Source organism: Pirellulales bacterium, assembly GCA_035939775.1.
Taxonomy (GTDB): domain Bacteria; phylum Planctomycetota; class Planctomycetia; order Pirellulales; family DATAWG01; genus DASZFO01.
In genome coordinates, this window is the sequence record DASZFO010000201.1 from 14,235 (window position 1) to 33,184 (window position 18,950).

The window sequence follows — 18,950 nt, forward strand, 5'->3', positions numbered from 1 at the left end:
ATACGAAGGGGCGGACGGCGTGCTGATGCTGTATAATGGTGTTACGCGAGCAACTCGCCTAGCAACACTTGTGGCCGGCGCCTTAATCCGAGTTGAAGTCATCGGCAAACTTCCGAGGGCATTTGCCGGCGAGCCGAAGATTGGAGACTTGCTCCCATGACTGATTCGCAACGAGGTGCGTTGGCCGTGTTGGCCGAGGTGTGCGACTTGTCGCCGGATGTTCGGCTCGGGCAATTATTCGCTCACGTCGGGTTTTTGGCGGAATGCACGATCGGCAAGGGACTCGGTTATATCGACGACGATGAACTCGTTGCGGTGCTATACCGTCACAAAGCAGAACTCGTCGCGCGGTTGCAAGGCACACCGAACGACGTGCTTTCGCCGATATCCGTCTCCGGCAGTCCGATGCTTCCCGAGACTACTCAAGCGACCGAGCGTCGCAGTTAACGCCCGTTGGCTGTTCCCTTGGGACTGTCAGCAACAGTCGGCGTCGCGCCCCGTTCGGCAATCTGATCGCGGATCGATTGGCTCAAGATGATTGGGTCGCTGTTGCCGCTCGCCAGTTCTATCTCGACCGCATGGCAGCGGACTTTGTGCCCGACGAAGTCGAGTTCCTTCGGTTCCATCGTGCGGCAGATATCCATCGCCAGCGGGCAGCGCGGGTGGAACCGGCAGCCGGAAGGCGGATTGATCGGACTGGGCACATCCCCTTCCAACAGAATCCGCTTTCGCGTGCGGGTTGGGTCCATCGTGGGGACCGACGAGAGGAGCGCGTGCGTGTAAGGGTGCAGCGGATGGCGATAAAGATCGAGGCTCTTGCCCGTTTCGACGATCTCGCCCAAGTACATCACCGCCACGCGGTCCGAGATGTATTCCACGACCGACAGATCGTGCGAAATGAAGAGATAAGTGAGTCGGAACTTATCGCGCAGCTCGACGAGCAGATTGATGATCTGCGACTGGATCGAGACATCGAGCGCCGAGATCGGCTCGTCGAGCACCATGAATCGCGGCCGCAGGGCCAGCGCCCGGGCGATCCCGATTCGCTGTCGCTGTCCGCCGGAGAATTCGTGCGGGTAGCGATTCAGATAACGCGGATCGAGGCCGACCTGCTCGAGCGTCTCGCGCACCTTGGCGAGCCGCTCTGGTTTATTGCCCAGGCCGTGGATGATCAGCCCCTCTTCGACGATCCCTTGCACGGTCATCCGCGGATTGAGCGAGCCGAACGGGTCTTGGAAGACGATCTGCAAATCCTGCCGCAGCTCGCGGAGCGCATTGCCGCGGACCTCGGTCACGTCGCGCCCCTCGTAGAGAATCCTTCCGGCGGTCGGCTCCAACAGCCGCAACAGCGTGCGCCCGGCGGTTGTCTTCCCGCAGCCCGTCTCGCCGACCAGCCCAAGCGTTTCTCCTTCCGCAATCTGAAACGAAACATCATCCACCGCGCGCACGAATCCCACCGTCCGCGAGAACAATCCCCGCCGCACTGGAAAAAACTGCTTCAGGTTACGGACTTCAATGAGCGGCTGATTCACGCGACAATCTGCCTTACGGTTTTTAACTCAATGAAACCTGGTCCGAGTTCTCGATGCACTTCAATCGCGGCCCGTATGATCCGCGTTGCCAGTTCCTCGTCAGCTTCCGGAATCGGATCATATTCCATCTTCACTTCCCTTCGTGTTCTTGGTGCCCTTTGTGGTAAAAAAATCGTCACGTCGATTTCATTCATATCTCGCGTTTACGAAGTCGAGTTCTCCCGCGAAGTGGCAGCGGGCGAAGTGGCCGGGGGCGATCTCGCGCAGCGCCGGCTCATCGGCCGTGCATTGCGGCTCCTTCTTGAACGGGCATCGCGGATGGAATTTGCAGCCCGAGGGAAAATGCAGCGGGCTGGGGACCATGCCCTTGATCGTGCTGAGCCGCTCGCTCTTCGGCTTCCCGGGCTCGGGACGCGATTGAAACAGCCCGGCCGTGTACGGATGCAGCGGCCGGGTGAATAGCTCGCGGACCGGAGCATATTCAACGACCTTCGAGGCATACATCACGGCCACGTCGTCGGCCATCTCGGCCACGATCCCCAGATCGTGCGTGATGATCAGGATCGACATGCCCAGTTCACTTTGCAACTGCCGGAGCAGATCGAGAATCTGGGCTTGGATCGTCACGTCGAGGGCGGTGGTCGGCTCGTCGGCGATGAGCAGGCTCGGCCGGCAAGAGAGAGCCATGGCGATCATCACCCGCTGCCGCATCCCGCCCGACATCTGGTGCGGATACTCATCCACCCGCCGCTCGGCCACCGGAATCCGCACTTTGCGAAGCAGCTCGATCGTGCGATGGCGAGCCTCCGCCTTGCCGACCCGCTGATGGAGCCGGATCGCCTCTCCGATCTGCTGCCCGATGGTGAAGACCGGGTTGAGCGAAGTCATCGGCTCCTGAAAGATCATGGAAATCCGCGCCCCACGAATGCGGCGCATCGCCGGCTCAGGCAATTCATTGAGCGTGACCGTCTTGCCGTTGTCGTACATCGTGATTCGCCCGCCGGCGATTCGGCCCGGCGCAGAAATCAATCGAATGATCGACAGTGCCGTGACCGATTTGCCGCAGCCGCTTTCTCCGACCAGACCGAGCGTCTTGCCGCGCGGGATGGCAAGCGAGACGTCATCGACCGCCTTGACCACACCTTCGTCGGTGTAGAAGTAGGTCTTGAGGTTCTGGATGTCGAGGAGAGGAGGCAATGAGAGGCTGGGGACTGGGGGCTGGGCACTGGGGACTGGGAAACGGCAGGCGGTGGGGCACGCAGTGCATGCCGGGCGGTGCGGCAGCGGTCAAATTCGTAGCCGCGGGTCCATGGCGTCGCGCAGGCCGGTGCCGATGAGGTTAAACGTGGTGACGGTGATGAAAATGGCGACCGATGGCACGACGACGAGCCACCAGTTTTGATAGTTGTCGTGGGCGATGTTCAAAAGGCCTCCCCAGCTCGGCGCTGGTGGCCGCACGCCGAAGCCGAGCAAGCTCAGGCCCGCCTCGGTAATAATTGCCCCAGCAATCCCAAACGGAATCGACACCAGCACTGGAGACAGGGAATTCTTAAGGATGTGTCGAAACAAGATGCGCGTATGCGATGCGCCGAGCGCTTGGGCCGCTAGAGTGTAATCCAGTGAGCGTTGCTTGAGAACTTCGCCGCGAACCAGTCGGGCGACGCCGGTCCAGCCCGTGCCTCCAAGCACGGCCATGATCACGAAGATGCCTTGGCCGACCAGCGCCACGATCGTCAGAATCAGAAAAAATGTCGGAAACAGAAGCACGATTTCAATGATTCGCGAGATCACCATATCGATCACGCCGCCGAAGTATCCGGCCAGAGACCCGACGATTACTCCAATCACGATGTAAATGCTTACCGTGACGAGGCCGACCGTCATCGAAATCCGCGTGCCGTAGATCATGCGCGCTAGCACGTCTTGCCCCGTGTCGACTGTTCCCAGCAGGTGCGCATAGGCTTGGTTGGACTTGGTCATTTCCTTTTCGTCGACGCGAAATCCGGGGGGTTGGAATCGCGAAGGCGTGTCTTGCTCCGTGGGGCCGAAGGGCACGAGCGCAAAGGCGCCGTAGTTCGCGCCATGCGATTTGAACTGTTCTTCCGGAAAATCGCGCGAGGCATAAGAATTTTCCGGCCCGACGCCTGGAATCGAAAACACAACGATCAGCGCCGCCAGAATCGCCAGGAATTCAACCGCGAAAAGTCCCAATCTGCGCCGGCCAGGAATCCCTTGCGACCTGGACCAATAGCTCGTGAATAGGGCGAGACCACCCCAAGGCACCAATCCAACGAGCGCCATGTTGAAGAAGAAATCGACTGGCTCCTCGGGATGAAACAGCCATTGAAACCAAGGGTAGATCGTCTCGCTGCCCTCGTGAAACACGAAGGGCACATTCGAGGCCAACAGCGGCGCGAAGATGGCGATCAGGAACAGCCCAACCATCAACCAGAGCGAGAAGTAGGCCGGGCGATTCTTCTTGAATTGCCGCCAGACGATATCGAGATAGGCGTCGCCATCGTGAGGCGATAATGCAACAGGCGTATCGCTTGCCGGTGCTGCCGCAGTCACGATGTCCGGTTCGACGCTCATGCTGCCTTCCCCCGCCCAGCGAAGCTGATCCGCGGATCGACAAGAACATACAAGATGTCGGTGATCAGGAAGCTCACGAGTGTCACGATCGCCTCGACGTACAAGAGGGCCATCTGCGTCGGAAAATCCTTTTGCAGAATGGAACTCCAACCGAGCCGTCCCAAGCCAGGAATGTCGAACAAATACTCGATCAAAACAGCGCCCCCGAGCATCGCCGGCAAGAAGCTTGAGAATAGCGTGAGGATTGGTATCAGCCCGTTTCGCAGGGCATGCTTGAGAATCACCTTGTGTTCAGGCAACCCTTTTGCCCGAGCGGTGCGGATATAATCCTGGTTAATGACGTCCAGGATGCTCGAGCGCGAATACATCGCGATCGCCGCCAACGAAAACAAAGACAAGCAAACGACCGGCAGAAAGGCATGCCAGAGGTAATCACTCAAATACGCCAGGAAGGGCAAGTTCTGGGCTTCGTCCGAGTGCAGGCCTAGCATTGGAAACCATTTGAAGTAATCCCCATAACAAAAGAAGACGAGAAACAGCATTCCCGCGACAAACCCCGGTATTGAATAGAGTAGAAACAACCCGAGCGAAATGCTCCGATCGGTCCAGCCGTTGCGAAACACGCCGCATAGGATTCCCAAGGGCACGGCGACGATGTAGATCAGCAATTCCGAGATGAAGATCAGCGGTGCGGACACGAGGAACGCCTGCCAGATCAGGCCGCTCACCGGTTCGCGAGTCCGCAGGGCCGAGCGGCCGAAGTTGAAAGTCACCAGCCGAACGATCATGTGGCCGTACTGCGTGTCGGAGACGATGTACCAGATTTTGGCCAAGCCGCTTGGTTCGTATTCAGCCTGGTGAATCTGGTAGTATTCGAGCCAGTCGGCGGCGGCTTCATCGACGTCGGCCGCCGCCGCGTCAGTTGGGACGTCGAGCCTGAGCGGTTCGGCAAACATGCGCTTCAAAAAAACCGACGCGACGAACTTTTCCTCCAAGGGTGTCGCCTCGTCCAACAGTTTCTCGGCGAAGAATCGCGGTGCCACGTCGGCATAGTCGCCGTTGACGATCTCCTCGAGGCCCGGATCGACCTTGTCGCGCGCGGCTGACATCTCCTTCAACTTGGCGTCCAAGTATTTCCGCGCTTCGGCATCAACCTGCGGCAAGCTGGCCTTGCGACGCTCCCACCAGAGCCGCCAGGCGCCAGTGACGGCGGGGGTCTCCGCCTCGCTCGGATGGATCGAATAGGTGAACACGAACGGATCGACGACCATCGCATTGAGACATCGAATCGCACCGATTTTGAGCTTCGCGTCCGACTTGGGATCGCGCACGATGTCGACTGCGGCGGGCACCGCGTTCTGCCCCCGATCTTCGCAAAAAACGAGCGTGAAATAGTCGATCGACTTGGCTAACAATTCCCAGCGCTCGGGGTCCTTCAGTCGATCCTCGAACTCGGGAATTCCGAGTGATCGCAAATAAGCCAGTTTTTCTCCGGTCTGCGGCTCATTGGGATTCTTGGCCAATTCCGGTAATTCACTCTGAATCTCGGCCACCGTTCGCGCCCGATAGTAAGCCGCCCAATGAACGGCAGTCGAATAATCCTTGAAGTAGCGGAAGTTAAGGACGTACGGCTTATCGAGGTAAAGGTCGCGCTTTTGAATCAAGTAGGCCTCGCGTGTGCCCGTCGATTGCCCCGCCGCGCCGCCGCTGAGTTGAGCCAGCAGCGGATCGCCCGGCGCCAACTGCATGATGCAAAACGAGACCACCGTGACGCCGAACAGCGTCGGGATCATGATCAGCAGCCGGCGGAGGATGTACGTCAGCATGAGGGGCCAACCGACAAAGTACGAAGGGCAAAGTACGAAGGACGAAACGAAGCCAGCCAGGGCTGGCAAACGATGATGCGATCGCTGCCACCGTTTCGAACTTCGAACTTCGTACTTTGCACTTGCTTAGGGCCCAAGCACGCGCGGTGTTTTGGCGTACCACTCGCGCGTGTCGACGCAAGGGCGGATCGGGTAGAACTTCACATTCTCGATCCGCGCGTTATAGCCGGCCGTCTCCAGGTCCATGAACAAGAACGTGTAGGGCTGATCTTCGTAGATCAGGCGATGAATCTTGTGGTAGATTTCGATCTGCTTGTCAGGGCTCATCGTCACTCGCAATTGCTCGATCAGCTTGTCCACTTCGGGATTCTGGTAGCCGATGGAATTCGAGCTTTCCGGCAAATCGGCTTGGCTGCCGTGCCAGATTTGAAATGGATCATCCTTCCAATCCATAACCCAGCCTAGAATGCAGGCGTCGAAGTCTTTCTTGCGCAGCTTCTGCAGCATCAGCGCCCAATTGGTTGACGAAATCCCGACGTCCACTCCGATCTTGCGACAATTCTCCTTGACGATCGTGGCTATGCTCGTGTAGCTGGGACTATCCGAGTAGATCATCAAATCGAACTTGGCCTCCACCTTCTTGCCGTTGACCATCTTGCTACGGAGAGAAGCGCCCTCTTCCATTTTCCAGCCCGCCTCGTCCAATAGTTTCCGCGCCTTGTCGAGATCGTAGTCGATCAACGGCAATGATTTGTCGTTGGACTTGCTGTCAGGGAGGAAAGGGCCTGTCAACCGAACGGCCAAGCCGTGATAGATATTGGCAATAATCTCGTCCAATGGGATGGCGTGGCCGATCGCCCAGCGGACCTTCTGGTCCTTGAAAAAGTCACGCTTCAGGTTGTAACCCAAATAACGATACGAGGGGTACTTGAGTTTCGCAAGAATGACTTTCTTCGCCTCCACATTGGGATGCGATTGGCTTTGAAGGTACAGATCTTTCTCCGGGATTGGGTTCCAGTCCAGCTCACCTTGGAGCATCTGCTGTACAGCCGTGTTGGGGTTCTTAATATGACGATAGATCAGGCGGCTAAAGTAGTATGGCTCTCCCCAGTAATCGGGGTTGCGCTCCAAGACGAGCCGCTGCTCCTTGGTCCATTCCTTGAACATCATCGGCCCAGTGCCGCACATCGCCCGATTCGCCCAATGGTTGTTGAAGCCATCGGCGAATTCCTTGGACGAGAAATCGAACGAGATCGGGTCTCCCTTTTCGTCCACCGAGAAGACGTGCCGCGGCATGATGAAGACACGAAGGGTGAAATCGTCCGCCAAGAAATACGGCTTCGTCCACTTGACCTTTACCGTGTACTTATCGCCGCGCACCAAGGAGACCTTGATCTTATACCGTTCCGACTCTTGCTTGGCCGACGGATCCTCGTAGTAGCTCCGCAAATGAGCAGCTTCGATATTCTTGTTGAGGATGCAATCGAAAGTGAACTTTACGTCGCGAGCAGTGAATTCCGTCGCCGGAAGTTTCTTGCCGCTGGGCAGCGTGATCGGATGCCACTTCACTCCTTTGCGGAGATGAATCGTATATTCAAGCGTCTTCGGATCGAACTCCCAGGATTCCGCCAACGCCGGTTCCCATTCGTCCGGATTGTCGTACTTGCGGTCGGCCAAGTAGTCGTAGACTAACCGTTGAAACGCCTCGCTTACGTTGTCGTTGGCGGTGAGTGGGTTCACCGTGTCCGGATCGTCGGCATAGGAGAGCAGTAGCGTATCGGAGGCCGCCGGCGGTTTGCCACCGCGAGTAATTCCCGGAGTGATGACCCGTTTGACAGGGACCGCCGCTTGCGGCTCGTCGGACGATGAATCTGCCGTCGCATCGTTCGCCCCGCGGACGTGACCAATGGCGATGACGACTCCCGCAGTCAAAATCGAACCGATCAACCAACGGCGGAGATTCATATTGGTCACTTAATGAGTTTGAGGCCGGCGACCCGTGGCTCGCCGAATGCTGATCGGATCGATCGAGCGCGGACTCCAAAATCTAGTACGGAAAGAGGCCGTCGCGGGTCCAAAACCTCGGATTCGTCCGACAGGCAAGCGTGTGGCAACTGGATGCTATGCAATGCTTTGGGTCTCGTCAAGCAGCAGTCGCGAGGGTTGGGCTCGACGAGTTGCCGATTGAATTGGTAGCGTGGCCGACGCTGCTAGCGTCGGAAGGAAGACGCTAGCAGCGTCCGCCATGATCAACCTGCAAACCGCGCCGTATTGCCAAATTCGTCCGCAAACCTCTGTTGCGTGGCTTGCCGCGAGTTTGTACTCTTCCACGACGGTTAAGAGGGCGCGGCGGCGCTGACCCGTAAACGCGGCGTCTAGCCGCGTTTTTGACAGCGGCGAGACGCCGCTTCTACTTTCTCGCACTCGCGCAGGAGGGATCCATGCGAGCATTCGGCTTCGCGGCGGCTCGGGCGGCGATGATTGCCGCGGTACTGTTCGGCCTTGGATCGGTCGCCCGGCGACCTCTCGGACTCTCAGCGGCCTCTGGCCAAGAGCCCCAATGGATTTGGTCCCCGGCCGTTGAAGGCCAGAAACCGGCCGGCGGAACATGCTATTTCCGCCGCAGCTTCGACATGGCCCAGCCCGAGATCGGCGAGGTGCAAGTCGCCGCCGACGAGTCGTATGAACTCTATGTGAACGGCCACAAGGCGGGCGAGGGGAAAAACTGGCGCGTGATGGACATTCACGACATCACGAAGTATCTCGTCACCGGCCGCAACGCCGTGGGCATCAAGGTCACCAAGAGCGGTAGTGGTTCGGCCGGACTCGCCGCCCGAGTGCTCGTCAAAAGCGCCGGCGACACATACGTCGGCTATTTCACCAACGACAAATGGAAATCGAGCCAGAAGGAATTCCAGCAATGGACCCTGGTGCGATTCAACGACTCGCAATGGCTCGCCGCCCATGTGATCGGGCAACTTGGCGTCGCGAAGCCGTGGCTCGATGAAGTGCAGATGGCGGGCGGCAGCGTTTCGGGGCGATTCAACATCTCGAAGGAATTTCGCGTCGAGCCGGTTGCCGATCCGCAGGAGACTGGCTCGCTGCTGACAATGGCGTTTAACGAGTTCGGCGAAATCCTCGCCTCTCGCGAAGGTGGCCCGTTGCTCTTGCTCCGCGCCGCCAAGAAAGACGGCCTGCCGAACAAAGCCTCGATTTATTGCGATCGCGTCACGAACATTCAAGGCATTCTGCCCCTCAACGGGCAAGTATTCGTCGTCGGCGCCGGGCCGGATGGGACCGGGCTATACCGAATTTCGGACGCGGACGACAAGACGGACGATGCCAAAGCCGAGCCCGACGACAAACTCACGGACGGCAAGCAAACTGATTCAAAACCGGCGCCCGGCAAACACGTTGAGCTGTTGATCAAGTTCGCGGGCGAGATGAGCGAGCATGGCCCACACGTGCCGATTCTTGGTCCCGACGGTTTGATTTACGTGTTGATCGGTGACCACACGACGCCAGTGAAGCCGGAAGACGCGAACAGCCCGCACCATCATTACTACGAAGGGGACCTGATCACTCCGCGCTACGAAGATCCGAACGGCTACGGCGTCGGCGTCAAGGCGCCTGGCGGGAGAATCCTCCGCACCGACACCACCGGCAGTGTGGTCGAAATCTTCGCCGGGGGCTTCCGTAATCCGTACGGATTCACCTTCAATCGCGGCGGCGAACTCTTCACCGACGATTCCGACATGGAATGGGACGTCGGTCTCCCCTGGTATCGACCGACGCGTGTGCTACACGTCGTCCCCGGCGGCGAATATGGCTGGCGGAGCGGCTGGGCGGTTTGGCCGAGCTATTTCTTCGATAGCCTGCCTTCGATTCTCGATACGGGGCGTGGCTCGCCGACTGGGATGGTCACCTACGATCACGTCATGTTCCCGCGGCGGTTTCACGATTCGCTGTTCATCGGCGATTGGGCGAAGGGGCGGATTCTCAACGTCCGGCTCAAGCCCGCTGGCGCGAGCTACGCCGCCACGACGAGCGTGTTTCTCGAAGGTAAGCCGCTCAATGTCACCGGATTGGCAGTCGGACCGGACGGCTGGCTCTATTTCTGCACCGGCGGCCGCGGCACCGAGGGTGGCGTCTACCGGGTCGTCTGGAACGGCACGGTGCCGGCGGAAATGACCAAATTCGGCGACGGCGTCGAGGGGGCGATTCGTCAGCCGCAGCTCGACAGCGCCTGGACCCGCCAGCGGATCGCCACGATCAAGCAGCAACTCGGCGACAAATGGGACAAGCAGATCGCCGCGATCGCCGAGAATCCGAAGATAGCCGTCGAATCGCGGTTGCGAGCGCTGGAGTTGATGCAACTGGTCGGGCCGTTCCCGTCGCAGGCCGAATTGATGCGGCTATCGCGCGACACCGACGTTCAAATCCGCGCTAAGATCGCTTATTTAATGGGGCTGCATTCCGACGAAAGCACCGAAACCCGCTTGATCGAACTCTTGCACGACGCCGATGCGCTCGTCGAGCGAATGGCGTGCGAGGCGCTCGTCCGAGCCGGGCACAAGGCGACTTGGAAGCAGCTTGCGCCGCTCTTGAAATCAAATGATCGCTACGTCGTCTGGGCGGCGACTCGGGCGCTCGAGCAAGTGCCTAAGGAGAGTTGGCAGGAACAGGCGCTCAAGGCCGAGAATCCGCGGCAATTCTTGCAAGGAGCGCTCGCGCTGCTGGTTGTCGATCCCGATCGGAAGGCTGCCGAAGCGATTCTCACACGGGTCGATGCGCTATTGGCCGGCTATCTTAGCGACCCCGACTTCCTGGATTTGCTACGCGTAACCGAGCTGGCGCTGGAGCGCGGCAAGGTCGCCGGCGACGACGTGCCCGAGCTGCGCAAGAAGCTGGCCAAGGAATATCCATCCAACGACCGCATCCAAAACCGCGAATTGATCCGGCTGCTGGCCTACCTGAACGATAACGGAGCGGCCCGGCGGATGATCCAACAGTTGCAAGCGGACGCGCCGCTGGAGGAAAAGCTCCACTTAGCCCTCTATGCCCGATTCATCCCCGATTGGACGACGAAACAAAAGCTCGCGCTGTTGAAGTTCTACGAATCGGCCCGCGACGGCGTCGGCGGCCATAGCTTCAGCGGCTATATCGAGAATGCCGCGCGCGATCTGTTCGCCGGCTTGAACGAAGACGAGCGAGCGCAAGTGCTGGCCGAGGGGACGAAATGGCCGAGTTCCGCGCTTTCCGTGCTGGCAAAACTGCCCGACAATCCGGGGGCGGAGACCTTGGCTCAGCTTCAAGCGCTCGACCGGCAGCTTGTCGGAATGGACGGCGAACCGGCGCGCAAGCTGGGGATCGGCATCGTCGCCGTGCTCGGGCATAGCGGCGATTCGCAGGCGATGGCTTATTTGCGCGATACCTATGAAAAGGATCCGGATCGCCGCGGCTATATCGCCATGGCCTTGGCCGAGCATCCCGAGGGAGAGAATTGGCCGATCCTGATCCGATCGCTGCCGATCGTGGACGGCTCGTTCGCGCAGCAGGTGCTCGTCAAGTTGGCGACGGTGGATCAGGCGCCGGACTCGCCGGAGCCGTATCGCCAGGTGATTCTGCGCGGCTTGAAATTGCAGGAGAACGGCGGACCGCTCGCCGTTGCGCTGTTGGAGAAATGGGTCGGCAAGAAGATGGGCGAGCCCGACGCGAAGTGGGACGCATCCCTGGCGGCATGGCAGAAATGGTTTACGGAGACCTATCCCGACCAGCCCGAGGCCAAGCTGCCCGAGGATTCCGCGAGCAATCGCTGGACGTACGACGAGCTGTTTAGCTTCCTCAATTCGAAAGAGGCGGCCAAAGGAAGCGCACAGCGCGGGGCCGCCGTGTTTACCAAGGCCCAGTGCATCAAGTGCCATCGGTTCGGCGAACGCGGCGAGGGAGTTGGACCGGACCTAACGACCGTCAGCCGCCGCTTTCAAAAGAAAGAAATCCTCGAATCGATCCTCTATCCATCGCAGGTGATCTCGGATCAATACGCCAGCAAGTCGGTGCTGCGAACGGACGGCCGGACGGAGTGGGGCATCGTCGCCCCGCAAGCCGATGGCTCCGTCATCGTGCTGCAATCCGACGCCACGAAGGTCCGCATCCCGAAGGACGAAATCGACACGATCACTCCGATCAAGAAATCGGCGATGCCCGAGGGGCTGCTCAATCCGCTCTCACTGGAAGAGATCGCTGATCTGTTCACGTATCTCAATCAATCGCCGGAGCCGCAGGTGAGCCAAGGGCGAGGAGGCAGCGGGCAGGAAGCAGGAGGCAGGAGGCAGTAGGGCGACCTCATGCGGTGATCTCGCGCATGATTTCATCTGCCGTAGTTGGCCGGCAGCTACCTGCCGCGAAATCTTCCCGTGCTTCCTGCACGTCAGCCGTGACTCGCTTGCGCCCTTGCTCGGCCAAGCGGCGGCGAGTGACGAATATCAACATCTCTTGCTCGTCAGCGGAAAGATGATCCACCGCTTCCAATACCTCTGCGAACGGCAACGCTGATGCCACGTTTGATCTCCTAAGTCATTTGCTCGAATGGACGACAAATTTACATTATTTCACGCGCCCTTCCGCATTCCAAGTGGCTTCAGCTCGAGTGGCACGCCCCCGCTACCCCTGGCCTTTGGCCCCTGGCCCCTGGCCCCGGTATTTCCGGCTGGCTTCTTCTAGCGTACGGCGTTCGTCGGCGGTGAGGCTGGACTCGCCTTCGCGGGTGATCTTGCTCAGGATCTGATCGACCCGTTGCTGCAACTGCGGATCGTCGCGGGCATCGCGATCATCGCCGCGATGAACCCGGAATTTCGGGCGGCGGAACGTTTGAGTAATCCAGCGTCCCGGCCAGAGCGAAAACAAGGTCCAATGGCTTTGGCAATAGATGTAGCCAAATGCGGCGCCCGCCAAATGGGCAGTGTTCGCCACATGTTCGCCCGTTAGCTCGAAACGCCCAGTCGCCCCGGCGACATCGATCGCGATGAATATGATGCCGGCCACCCAGGCCGGTGCTGGAATGAAAAGGAAGAGCAAAAGCATCCGGTTCGGGTAATGAAGGATATAGATCATCGTGATCCCGACGACTGCGCCCGATGCGCCATAGACGCCCGATGCATGATCGCGCAACAGCATGTTGAGAACGACCCATGCCAGCCCAGACAGGACGATTAGGCTCAAGTAGAGGCGATAGAACTCGTTCTTGCCGTAAATGCCCTCCACGTCTCGGCCGAACATCCACAGGCCAAACATATTCATAAGGATGTGCATCTGTCCGTAAGGGTCATGCACGAAGCCGTATGTTACGAGTTGCCACGCCTGCAAAGGATGTCGGAACAAATCCGCCGAGAGAGCCAAACGGTTGGCGAGCCAATGGTCCGGCGTGAATATATCGGCCACGTAGACAACCGCGTTGATCACGATCAACGTCGTCACGGCCGACCAATCGCCGATGCCGGAGTGACGCGGCTCGTTGCGGTAGTAATCGCGATCGTAGATGCCCATGCGTCGGTGGTCAGAGTTTGGAGATCGAAGGGGGCGAAGCAAGAAGGATATAGTTTCAACGAGCGATGCTCACTAATCCTACCGCCAAAACGCCCGTCGAGACAATCGCATGACAAACGGCTGGCGGGCGACCGCCGGCTCGCCGTTGCCGACGGACGCGGAACTGCTTACAGTAAACGCACTTCAACTCGAACCGGTCCTCCCGCCGAAAGCGCTCGCATGACCCGAATCACCTTCCACGGCGCCGCCGAAACCGTCACCGGCAGCAAGTATCTGCTCGAAGCCGAGCAGGGCCGGGTGCTGATCGATTGCGGGCTGTTTCAAGGCCTGAAGCCGCTGCGATTGAAGAATTGGGAGCCGCTGCCATTCGCGCCGTCGAGCGTCCAAGCGATCGTGCTCACGCACGCCCATATCGATCACGTCGGCTATTTGCCTCGGTTCGTGCGCGACGGCTATCGCGGACCGGTTTATTGCACGCCGCCCACTGCAGAGCTGGCTGAATTGGTCCTTTACGATTGCGCCAAAAACTCGGAAGAAGACGCCGATTATGCCAACCAGCAGGGATTCTCGAAGCACAAGCCGGCGCTGCCGCTGTATAACGCAGCCAACGTGTCGCAGGCGATCAAGCTGCTTCGCCCGACCGCGCGCGAAACCTGGTTTTCCCCCGCCGAGCCGATCTGGACCCGCTACCACGACAGCGGGCATCTCCTGGGAGCCTCGATGATCGAGGTCGAGATTCGCAGCGGGCCTAAGCCGCTACGGATTCTGTTCTCCGGCGACGTGGGCCGCTATCACGCGCCGCTTTATCACGATCCGGTGTCGCCCCCCGCTTGCGATTATCTGATCTGCGAAAGCACCTATGGCGACCGCGACCATCCGCCCGGCAATACGCTCGACCAATTGTGCGATGTCATGAAGACCGCTATCGCTCGGGGTGGCGTGATGCTCGTGGCCGCGTTCGCCATCGGCCGGGCCCAACAGTTGATCTATCTATTGCGAGAGTTGATCGAGCAGAAGCGGATTCCCGAGATTCCGATCTATCTCGACAGCCCGATGGCCGTGAACAGCACGACGATTTATTGCAAGTACGCGGCCGAGCATGAGATTTCGATGGACGATCTGACTGGAGTTGAGTGCGCCTTGTATGGCCGCAATGTGCGTCTGACGCGGACGGTCGACGAATCGAAACAGATCAATCTGGTCAACGGGCCGGCGGTGATTATTTCCTCGGCCGGGATGATGACCGGCGGGCGGATTTTGCATCATCTCGAACAGCGCGCCGGCGATCCACGAAACACGATCATGCTCGGCGGTTACATGGCCGAAGGGACTCGCGGCCGAGCGCTCGAGGAGGGCGCGAAGTCGTTGCAAGTTTACGGCCGACAAGTGCCGGTGCGGGCCGAGGTCGCGCAGATCCCGGCATTGAGCGGCCACGCCGACCGGAGCGAACTGCTCCGCTGGCTTACGCCGCTTGCCACTCCACGGCAAACATTCCTCACGCACGGCGAAAAGCCGAGCGCCGAGGCCCTGGCCGCGCAAATCACCAAGACCCGCAGTTGGAACACGCTCGTGCCGCATCTCGGGCAAACCGTCGAATTGGCCAACAACCAATAACGGAGGTCGAAACATGTAGGGTGCGTCGAGCGAAGCGCTGACGCACCGTGTAGCAATGTGCGGTTGCCGCGGCAGGTTCCGGTGCGTCCGCGCGGAGGACCGCTTGACGCACCCTACGGACTACGGCTTGTTGACCTTTCTCCAATGAATGCTGACGAACTGAAAAACCTGGAGGCGATCTTACACTCGCCCAGCTATCGGCTGGCGGAGCAGGACACCGATTTTCTCCGCCGCCCGGAACTGCGCCCGGTGCGGCTGCAGCTTGAATTGCTCAAGCCGGAGACGATGCTCGAAGAGCAGCAGGTGCGGTCGACGATCGTCGTCTTCGGCAGCACGCAGATCATTGAGCGCGCGCGGGCGGTCGATCGTCTGGATCGCGCGCGGCAAGCATTGCAGGCCGATCCTCAAAGCGCGACGCTGGCCCGCGACGTCCGCCGTTGCGAGCGGTTATTGGCCAAGAGCGAGCATTACGATGCCGCCCGCGAGTTCGGGCGGATCGTTTCCTTTACATGCCAGATCGGCGGCGCGTGCGACTACGTCGTCGTCACCGGCGGCGGCCCGGGGATCATGGAAGCCGCCAATCGCGGCGCGCACGACACTGGCGCGAAATCCGTCGGCCTGAACATTCAGCTTCCGTCCGAGCAAGTGCCAAATCCCTATATCACTCCGGATCTGTGCTTTCAGTTTCACTATTTTGCCCTGCGGAAGATGCACTTTCTGCTGCGGGCGAAGGCACTGGTGGTCTTTCCCGGCGGATTCGGAACGCTCGACGAGCTGTTCGACGCTCTGACGCTCCGCCAGACCGGCCGAATGCAGAAGATTCCGATCGTGCTCTATCGTCGCGCGTATTGGGAGCAGGCCGTCGATTTCCAATTCTTGGCTGATGAAGGGGTCATCCATGACGCCGATCTCGATCTCTTCAGCTTCGCTGAGACGCCACAGGAAGCGTGGGAGACCATCCTGCGCTTTCATGGGGAGAGTTAGGGCGGGCGTCGGCACGCAAAATGTGTTCTGCCGACTAATACCTGCTCGTCCACTCGCTCCACTCGTCACGGTCGTCCTATTGGGTTATCATTAGACCAGAACATGTCACAATCTTAGGAAGCTCCGTGATTCTAGATAAACCGCGACCATCCGCCCCGCGATCGGTTGATGCCTCCAAGGGCACCTACGCCTTCGTCAGCCTCGGCTGTCCGAAGAACCTGATCGACAGCGAACGGATGCTCGGACTATTGCAGTTAGACGGCTATCGGCTGGTGCATGAGCCGGCCGGAGCGGATTTCGTGATTGTGAACACATGCGGGTTCATCGAACGAGCCAGGCAGGAATCGCTGGGCACGATCCACGAGATGCTCGAACTGAAGCGGAAGGGCGGCACGCGCGGCGTGATCGTCTCCGGCTGCCTGGCCGAGCGCGAGAAGGAAGCGCTATTGGTGTCGTGCCCCGAGATCGATCATTTGGTTGGAGTGTTCGGCCGCGAGGAAGTTACCAAAGTGGCCGATCGCCTATTGGGGCGGCTTGTGGAGCAGCGGACTGTGTTTCATCCGGCTCCATCGCGGCCGCTTTCCGATCGCTCGCGGCTGCGAATCACGCCGCGGCATTTCGCGTTCTTGAAAGTCTCCGAAGGGTGCGATCGGCTCTGCACGTTTTGCGCGATTCCCAAGATGCGAGGCAAACATGCCACCAAACCGATTGAAGAGGTGTTGGCGGAAGCCCGCGAATTAGTCGCCGACGGAGTTCGCGAACTGAACATCGTCGCTCAAGACACCACTTATTACGGGATGGACCTTTATGGCCGGCCGCGGCTGCCGGAGTTGCTCCACGAATTGAACCAAATCGAGGGGCTGGATTGGATTCGGCTGCTTTACCTCTACCCGATGTACTTCGGCGACGAGCTGATCGATACGCTCGCCACGAGCGATAAGATCCTGCCCTATCTCGACATCCCGCTCCAGCATATCAACGACACCATGCTTCGCCGGATGCAGCGCCGCGTGACGCGGGCGCAAACTGAGGAGCTGCTCGGCAAGCTCCGCGGGCGAATTCCCGATTTGGTGCTCCGCACGACCTTTATCACTGGATTTCCGGGCGAGACCGACGAACAATTCAGCGAGTTGTTGGAGTTCGTCCGTCAGCAGAGATTCGAGCGCGTCGGAGTGTTCACCTATTCGCTCGAGTCCGACACACCCGCCGCTCGGCTGCCGGATCATTTGCCCGAGGAAGTGAAAGCGTCGCGCCGTGAACAGTTGATGGAGGTACAGCAGGAGATCGCGTTCGCCTGGAATCAGGAGCAGATCGGCAAGCGGTGGGATGTTTTGCTCGATCGACGAGTGCCAGACGAACTGGATGCCTGGATTGGCCGGGCTTACGCCGATGCTCCGGATATCGACGGAGCGGTGTTCGTCACCGGGCGAAAACTCAGCGCTGGCCAAATCGTTCCGTGTGAGATTGTGGCCACCAGCGACTACGACCTGGTCGCGGTGGCAGTCGGAGATCCGTGGTAGAACGACGATGTCGGTCAGCACGCAAACAACGAAATTGAACTACGATCGGCGGACGGTGTTCAACGTCCCGAATCAGCTCACCAGCATTCGGCTGGTGCTGGCGATCGTGTTGTTCGCACTGATCGCTTACGAGCACTATCTGGCGGGGATGTGGGTCTTCATCGTGGCGGCCGGCACCGACTGGATCGACGGTTTTTACGCCCGCCGATACAACCAAGTGACGACGCTGGGGCGGATTCTCGATCCATTCGTCGATAAGATCATCATCTGCGGCACGTTCATCTTTCTGGCGGCGATTCCTTCTGTTGGGCCGCTTCTCGGGTCCGGCTTGACGCCGGCGATGGCCGTCGTCGTGGTGGGACGCGAGTTGCTGGTGACGGCGCTGCGCAGCTTTCTCGAGCAGCAGGGGGCCGATTTCAGCGCCACGCTTTCGGGCAAGCTCAAGATGGTGCTGCAATGCCTGGCGGCGGCCGTGAGTTTATATGCACTTTCATACGGCACACTCGTCCGCCCCGAATGGCTCCAAACGACGCTCGTGATCTCGATATGGTCCGCGGTCGCGCTGACGGTCATCTCCGGGGTGGCCTACGTCTTTGCGGCCATCAAGCTGCTCCGGCAATAGGTGGAGCGCGTCGGCCATGCCAGCGGACAATCTGCGGTTGTCGTCCCCGTTGCTCATCGCTGAACTTGTCCTATTCGCCAGTTCGCTGTGCGTTTGGGGGATCATTGTTCAACGATTGCGGCGCGGAGTGCCGGTCGTCGCTCATGAACCGCGACGTGCGGTCCCTTGGAAAGGCGTTGACTTAGCGTTCATCTTGTTGGCTTGGCTCTTGGTCGCGGTATTGGGTCAACAGGCATCCGTGCGATTGCAGGGAGACCAGCCACCGGCGGACGTGTCCGCGCCGGCTGACGCGACGCGTCCGGCTCCTGCCGCGAACGCCCTGAAAGAGAACCACGATGCAGCCGACAGGGTGCTTGGACCTCGGGATCTGGTTTTGAGCCTGATCGTTGAGTTGCTGTCGATCGGCATCGCGGCTGGATGGGTCATATTTCGGGTTCGCGCGACGCCGCTAGATATGGGATTCGATTTGTCGCGAATCGGCTCGGATCTGCTCCTAGGCGGGGCGACGTTTCTGGCAACCTTTCTGCCGGTGTCGCTGCTTCAAGAGTTCCTTACGACCGAGGTCCAACCCTACAATCATCCTCTGATCAAGGCCGTCGGGAATCGGCCCGATGGCTTAATGCTTGCTTTGGCGGGCGCGGTTGCTGTGCTGGTCGCGCCCCTGGCAGAGGAATTCTTTTTCCGCGTGCTAGTGCAGGGCTGTTTTGAAGCGGTC

The 18,950-nt window shown here is 59.6% G+C and carries 15 protein-coding genes; 7 read left to right on the forward strand and 8 right to left on the reverse strand.

Annotated features, from left to right (window positions below; all coding sequences use genetic code 11):
• The first annotated feature begins 156 nt into the window (after window positions 1-156).
• A complete protein-coding gene (locus VGY55_12840) occupies window positions 157-447 on the forward strand; it encodes a hypothetical protein (GenBank protein ID HEV2970850.1) in 291 nt (96 codons plus the stop codon).
• On the opposite strand, the gene VGY55_12845 is transcribed toward VGY55_12840, so the two are convergent.
• The 6 genes from VGY55_12845 to VGY55_12870 form a co-directional block, all read right to left on the reverse strand.
• Window positions 444-1,532, reverse strand: a complete 1,089-nt coding sequence (locus tag VGY55_12845) for a dipeptide ABC transporter ATP-binding protein (GenBank protein ID HEV2970851.1) — start codon at window positions 1,530-1,532, stop codon at window positions 444-446. The two genes, VGY55_12840 and VGY55_12845, sit on opposite strands and share 4 nt — an antisense overlap.
• Complete coding sequence (locus VGY55_12850; GenBank protein ID HEV2970852.1) at window positions 1,529-1,726, reverse strand: hypothetical protein; 198 nt, start codon at window positions 1,724-1,726, stop codon at window positions 1,529-1,531. Before VGY55_12850 ends, VGY55_12845 begins: the two co-directional genes overlap by 4 nt.
• Window positions 1,719-2,729, reverse strand: a complete 1,011-nt coding sequence (locus VGY55_12855; GenBank protein HEV2970853.1) for an ABC transporter ATP-binding protein — start codon at window positions 2,727-2,729, stop codon at window positions 1,719-1,721. Before VGY55_12855 ends, VGY55_12850 begins: the two co-directional genes overlap by 8 nt.
• A 90-nt stretch (window positions 2,730-2,819) precedes the next feature.
• Window positions 2,820-4,124: an ABC transporter permease gene (locus tag VGY55_12860; GenBank protein HEV2970854.1), complete on the reverse strand. Its 1,305-nt coding sequence runs from the start codon at window positions 4,122-4,124 to the stop codon at window positions 2,820-2,822.
• Window positions 4,121-5,950: an ABC transporter permease subunit gene (locus VGY55_12865; GenBank protein ID HEV2970855.1), complete on the reverse strand. Its 1,830-nt coding sequence runs from the start codon at window positions 5,948-5,950 to the stop codon at window positions 4,121-4,123. The genes VGY55_12860 and VGY55_12865 overlap by 4 nt, the downstream gene beginning before the upstream one ends.
• Before the next feature lie 126 nt (window positions 5,951-6,076).
• On the reverse strand, window positions 6,077-7,915 hold the full coding sequence (locus VGY55_12870; GenBank protein ID HEV2970856.1) for an ABC transporter substrate-binding protein: 1,839 nt from the start codon (window positions 7,913-7,915) through the stop codon (window positions 6,077-6,079).
• 476 nt (window positions 7,916-8,391) lie between these two features.
• On the opposite strand from VGY55_12870, the gene VGY55_12875 reads away from it, so the two are divergent.
• Entirely contained in the window at window positions 8,392-12,288 is a 3,897-nt protein-coding gene (locus VGY55_12875) for a HEAT repeat domain-containing protein (GenBank protein HEV2970857.1), read from the forward strand.
• A gap of 7 nt (window positions 12,289-12,295) precedes the next feature.
• Here VGY55_12875 and VGY55_12880 read toward each other — a convergent pair whose 3' ends face one another.
• Window positions 12,296-12,511: a hypothetical protein gene (locus tag VGY55_12880; GenBank protein ID HEV2970858.1), complete on the reverse strand. Its 216-nt coding sequence runs from the start codon at window positions 12,509-12,511 to the stop codon at window positions 12,296-12,298.
• A 102-nt stretch (window positions 12,512-12,613) separates the two neighbouring features.
• Window positions 12,614-13,495 (reverse strand): rhomboid family intramembrane serine protease, encoded by an 882-nt coding sequence (locus VGY55_12885; GenBank protein ID HEV2970859.1) that lies wholly within the window; start codon window positions 13,493-13,495, stop codon window positions 12,614-12,616.
• A gap of 219 nt (window positions 13,496-13,714) precedes the next feature.
• On the opposite strand from VGY55_12885, the gene VGY55_12890 reads away from it, so the two are divergent.
• The 5 genes from VGY55_12890 to VGY55_12910 form a co-directional block, all read left to right on the forward strand.
• Window positions 13,715-15,109, forward strand: a complete 1,395-nt coding sequence (locus VGY55_12890) for an MBL fold metallo-hydrolase (GenBank protein ID HEV2970860.1) — start codon at window positions 13,715-13,717, stop codon at window positions 15,107-15,109.
• A gap of 144 nt (window positions 15,110-15,253) precedes the next feature.
• The gene (locus tag VGY55_12895) at window positions 15,254-16,093 is read left to right on the forward strand and encodes a TIGR00730 family Rossman fold protein (GenBank protein ID HEV2970861.1); all 840 of its coding nucleotides are present in this window, start codon (window positions 15,254-15,256) and stop codon (window positions 16,091-16,093) included.
• A gap of 125 nt (window positions 16,094-16,218) precedes the next feature.
• Window positions 16,219-17,613 carry a 30S ribosomal protein S12 methylthiotransferase RimO gene (gene rimO / locus VGY55_12900; GenBank protein HEV2970862.1) on the forward strand — a complete coding sequence of 465 codons (1,395 nt, stop codon included), beginning with the start codon at window positions 16,219-16,221 and terminating at the stop codon, window positions 17,611-17,613.
• A gap of 7 nt (window positions 17,614-17,620) precedes the next feature.
• Window positions 17,621-18,235 (forward strand): CDP-diacylglycerol--glycerol-3-phosphate 3-phosphatidyltransferase, encoded by a 615-nt coding sequence (gene pgsA / locus VGY55_12905; GenBank protein ID HEV2970863.1) that lies wholly within the window; start codon window positions 17,621-17,623, stop codon window positions 18,233-18,235.
• Window positions 18,236-18,251: 16 nt separating this feature from the next.
• The coding region (locus VGY55_12910) for a hypothetical protein (GenBank protein ID HEV2970864.1) at window positions 18,252-18,950 on the forward strand (699 nt) is incomplete at its 3' end.

Bases quoted from the DNA above. Each gene is read 5' to 3' on its own strand.
- VGY55_12840 (HEV2970850.1), top strand. From the start codon at position 157: ATGACTGATTCGCAACGAGGTGCGTTGGCCGTGTTGGCCGAGGTGTGC.
- VGY55_12850 (HEV2970852.1), bottom strand. From the start codon at position 1,726: ATGAATGAAATCGACGTGACGATTTTTTTACCACAAAGGGCACCAAGA.
- VGY55_12860 (HEV2970854.1), bottom strand. From the start codon at position 4,124: ATGAGCGTCGAACCGGACATCGTGACTGCGGCAGCACCGGCAAGCGAT.
- VGY55_12865 (HEV2970855.1), bottom strand. From the start codon at position 5,950: ATGCTGACGTACATCCTCCGCCGGCTGCTGATCATGATCCCGACGCTG.
- VGY55_12870 (HEV2970856.1), bottom strand. From the start codon at position 7,915: ATGAATCTCCGCCGTTGGTTGATCGGTTCGATTTTGACTGCGGGAGTC.
- VGY55_12875 (HEV2970857.1), top strand. From the start codon at position 8,392: ATGCGAGCATTCGGCTTCGCGGCGGCTCGGGCGGCGATGATTGCCGCG.
- VGY55_12885 (HEV2970859.1), bottom strand. From the start codon at position 13,495: ATGGGCATCTACGATCGCGATTACTACCGCAACGAGCCGCGTCACTCC.
- VGY55_12890 (HEV2970860.1), top strand. From the start codon at position 13,715: ATGACCCGAATCACCTTCCACGGCGCCGCCGAAACCGTCACCGGCAGC.
- VGY55_12895 (HEV2970861.1), top strand. From the start codon at position 15,254: ATGAATGCTGACGAACTGAAAAACCTGGAGGCGATCTTACACTCGCCC.
- pgsA (HEV2970863.1), top strand. From the start codon at position 17,621: ATGTCGGTCAGCACGCAAACAACGAAATTGAACTACGATCGGCGGACG.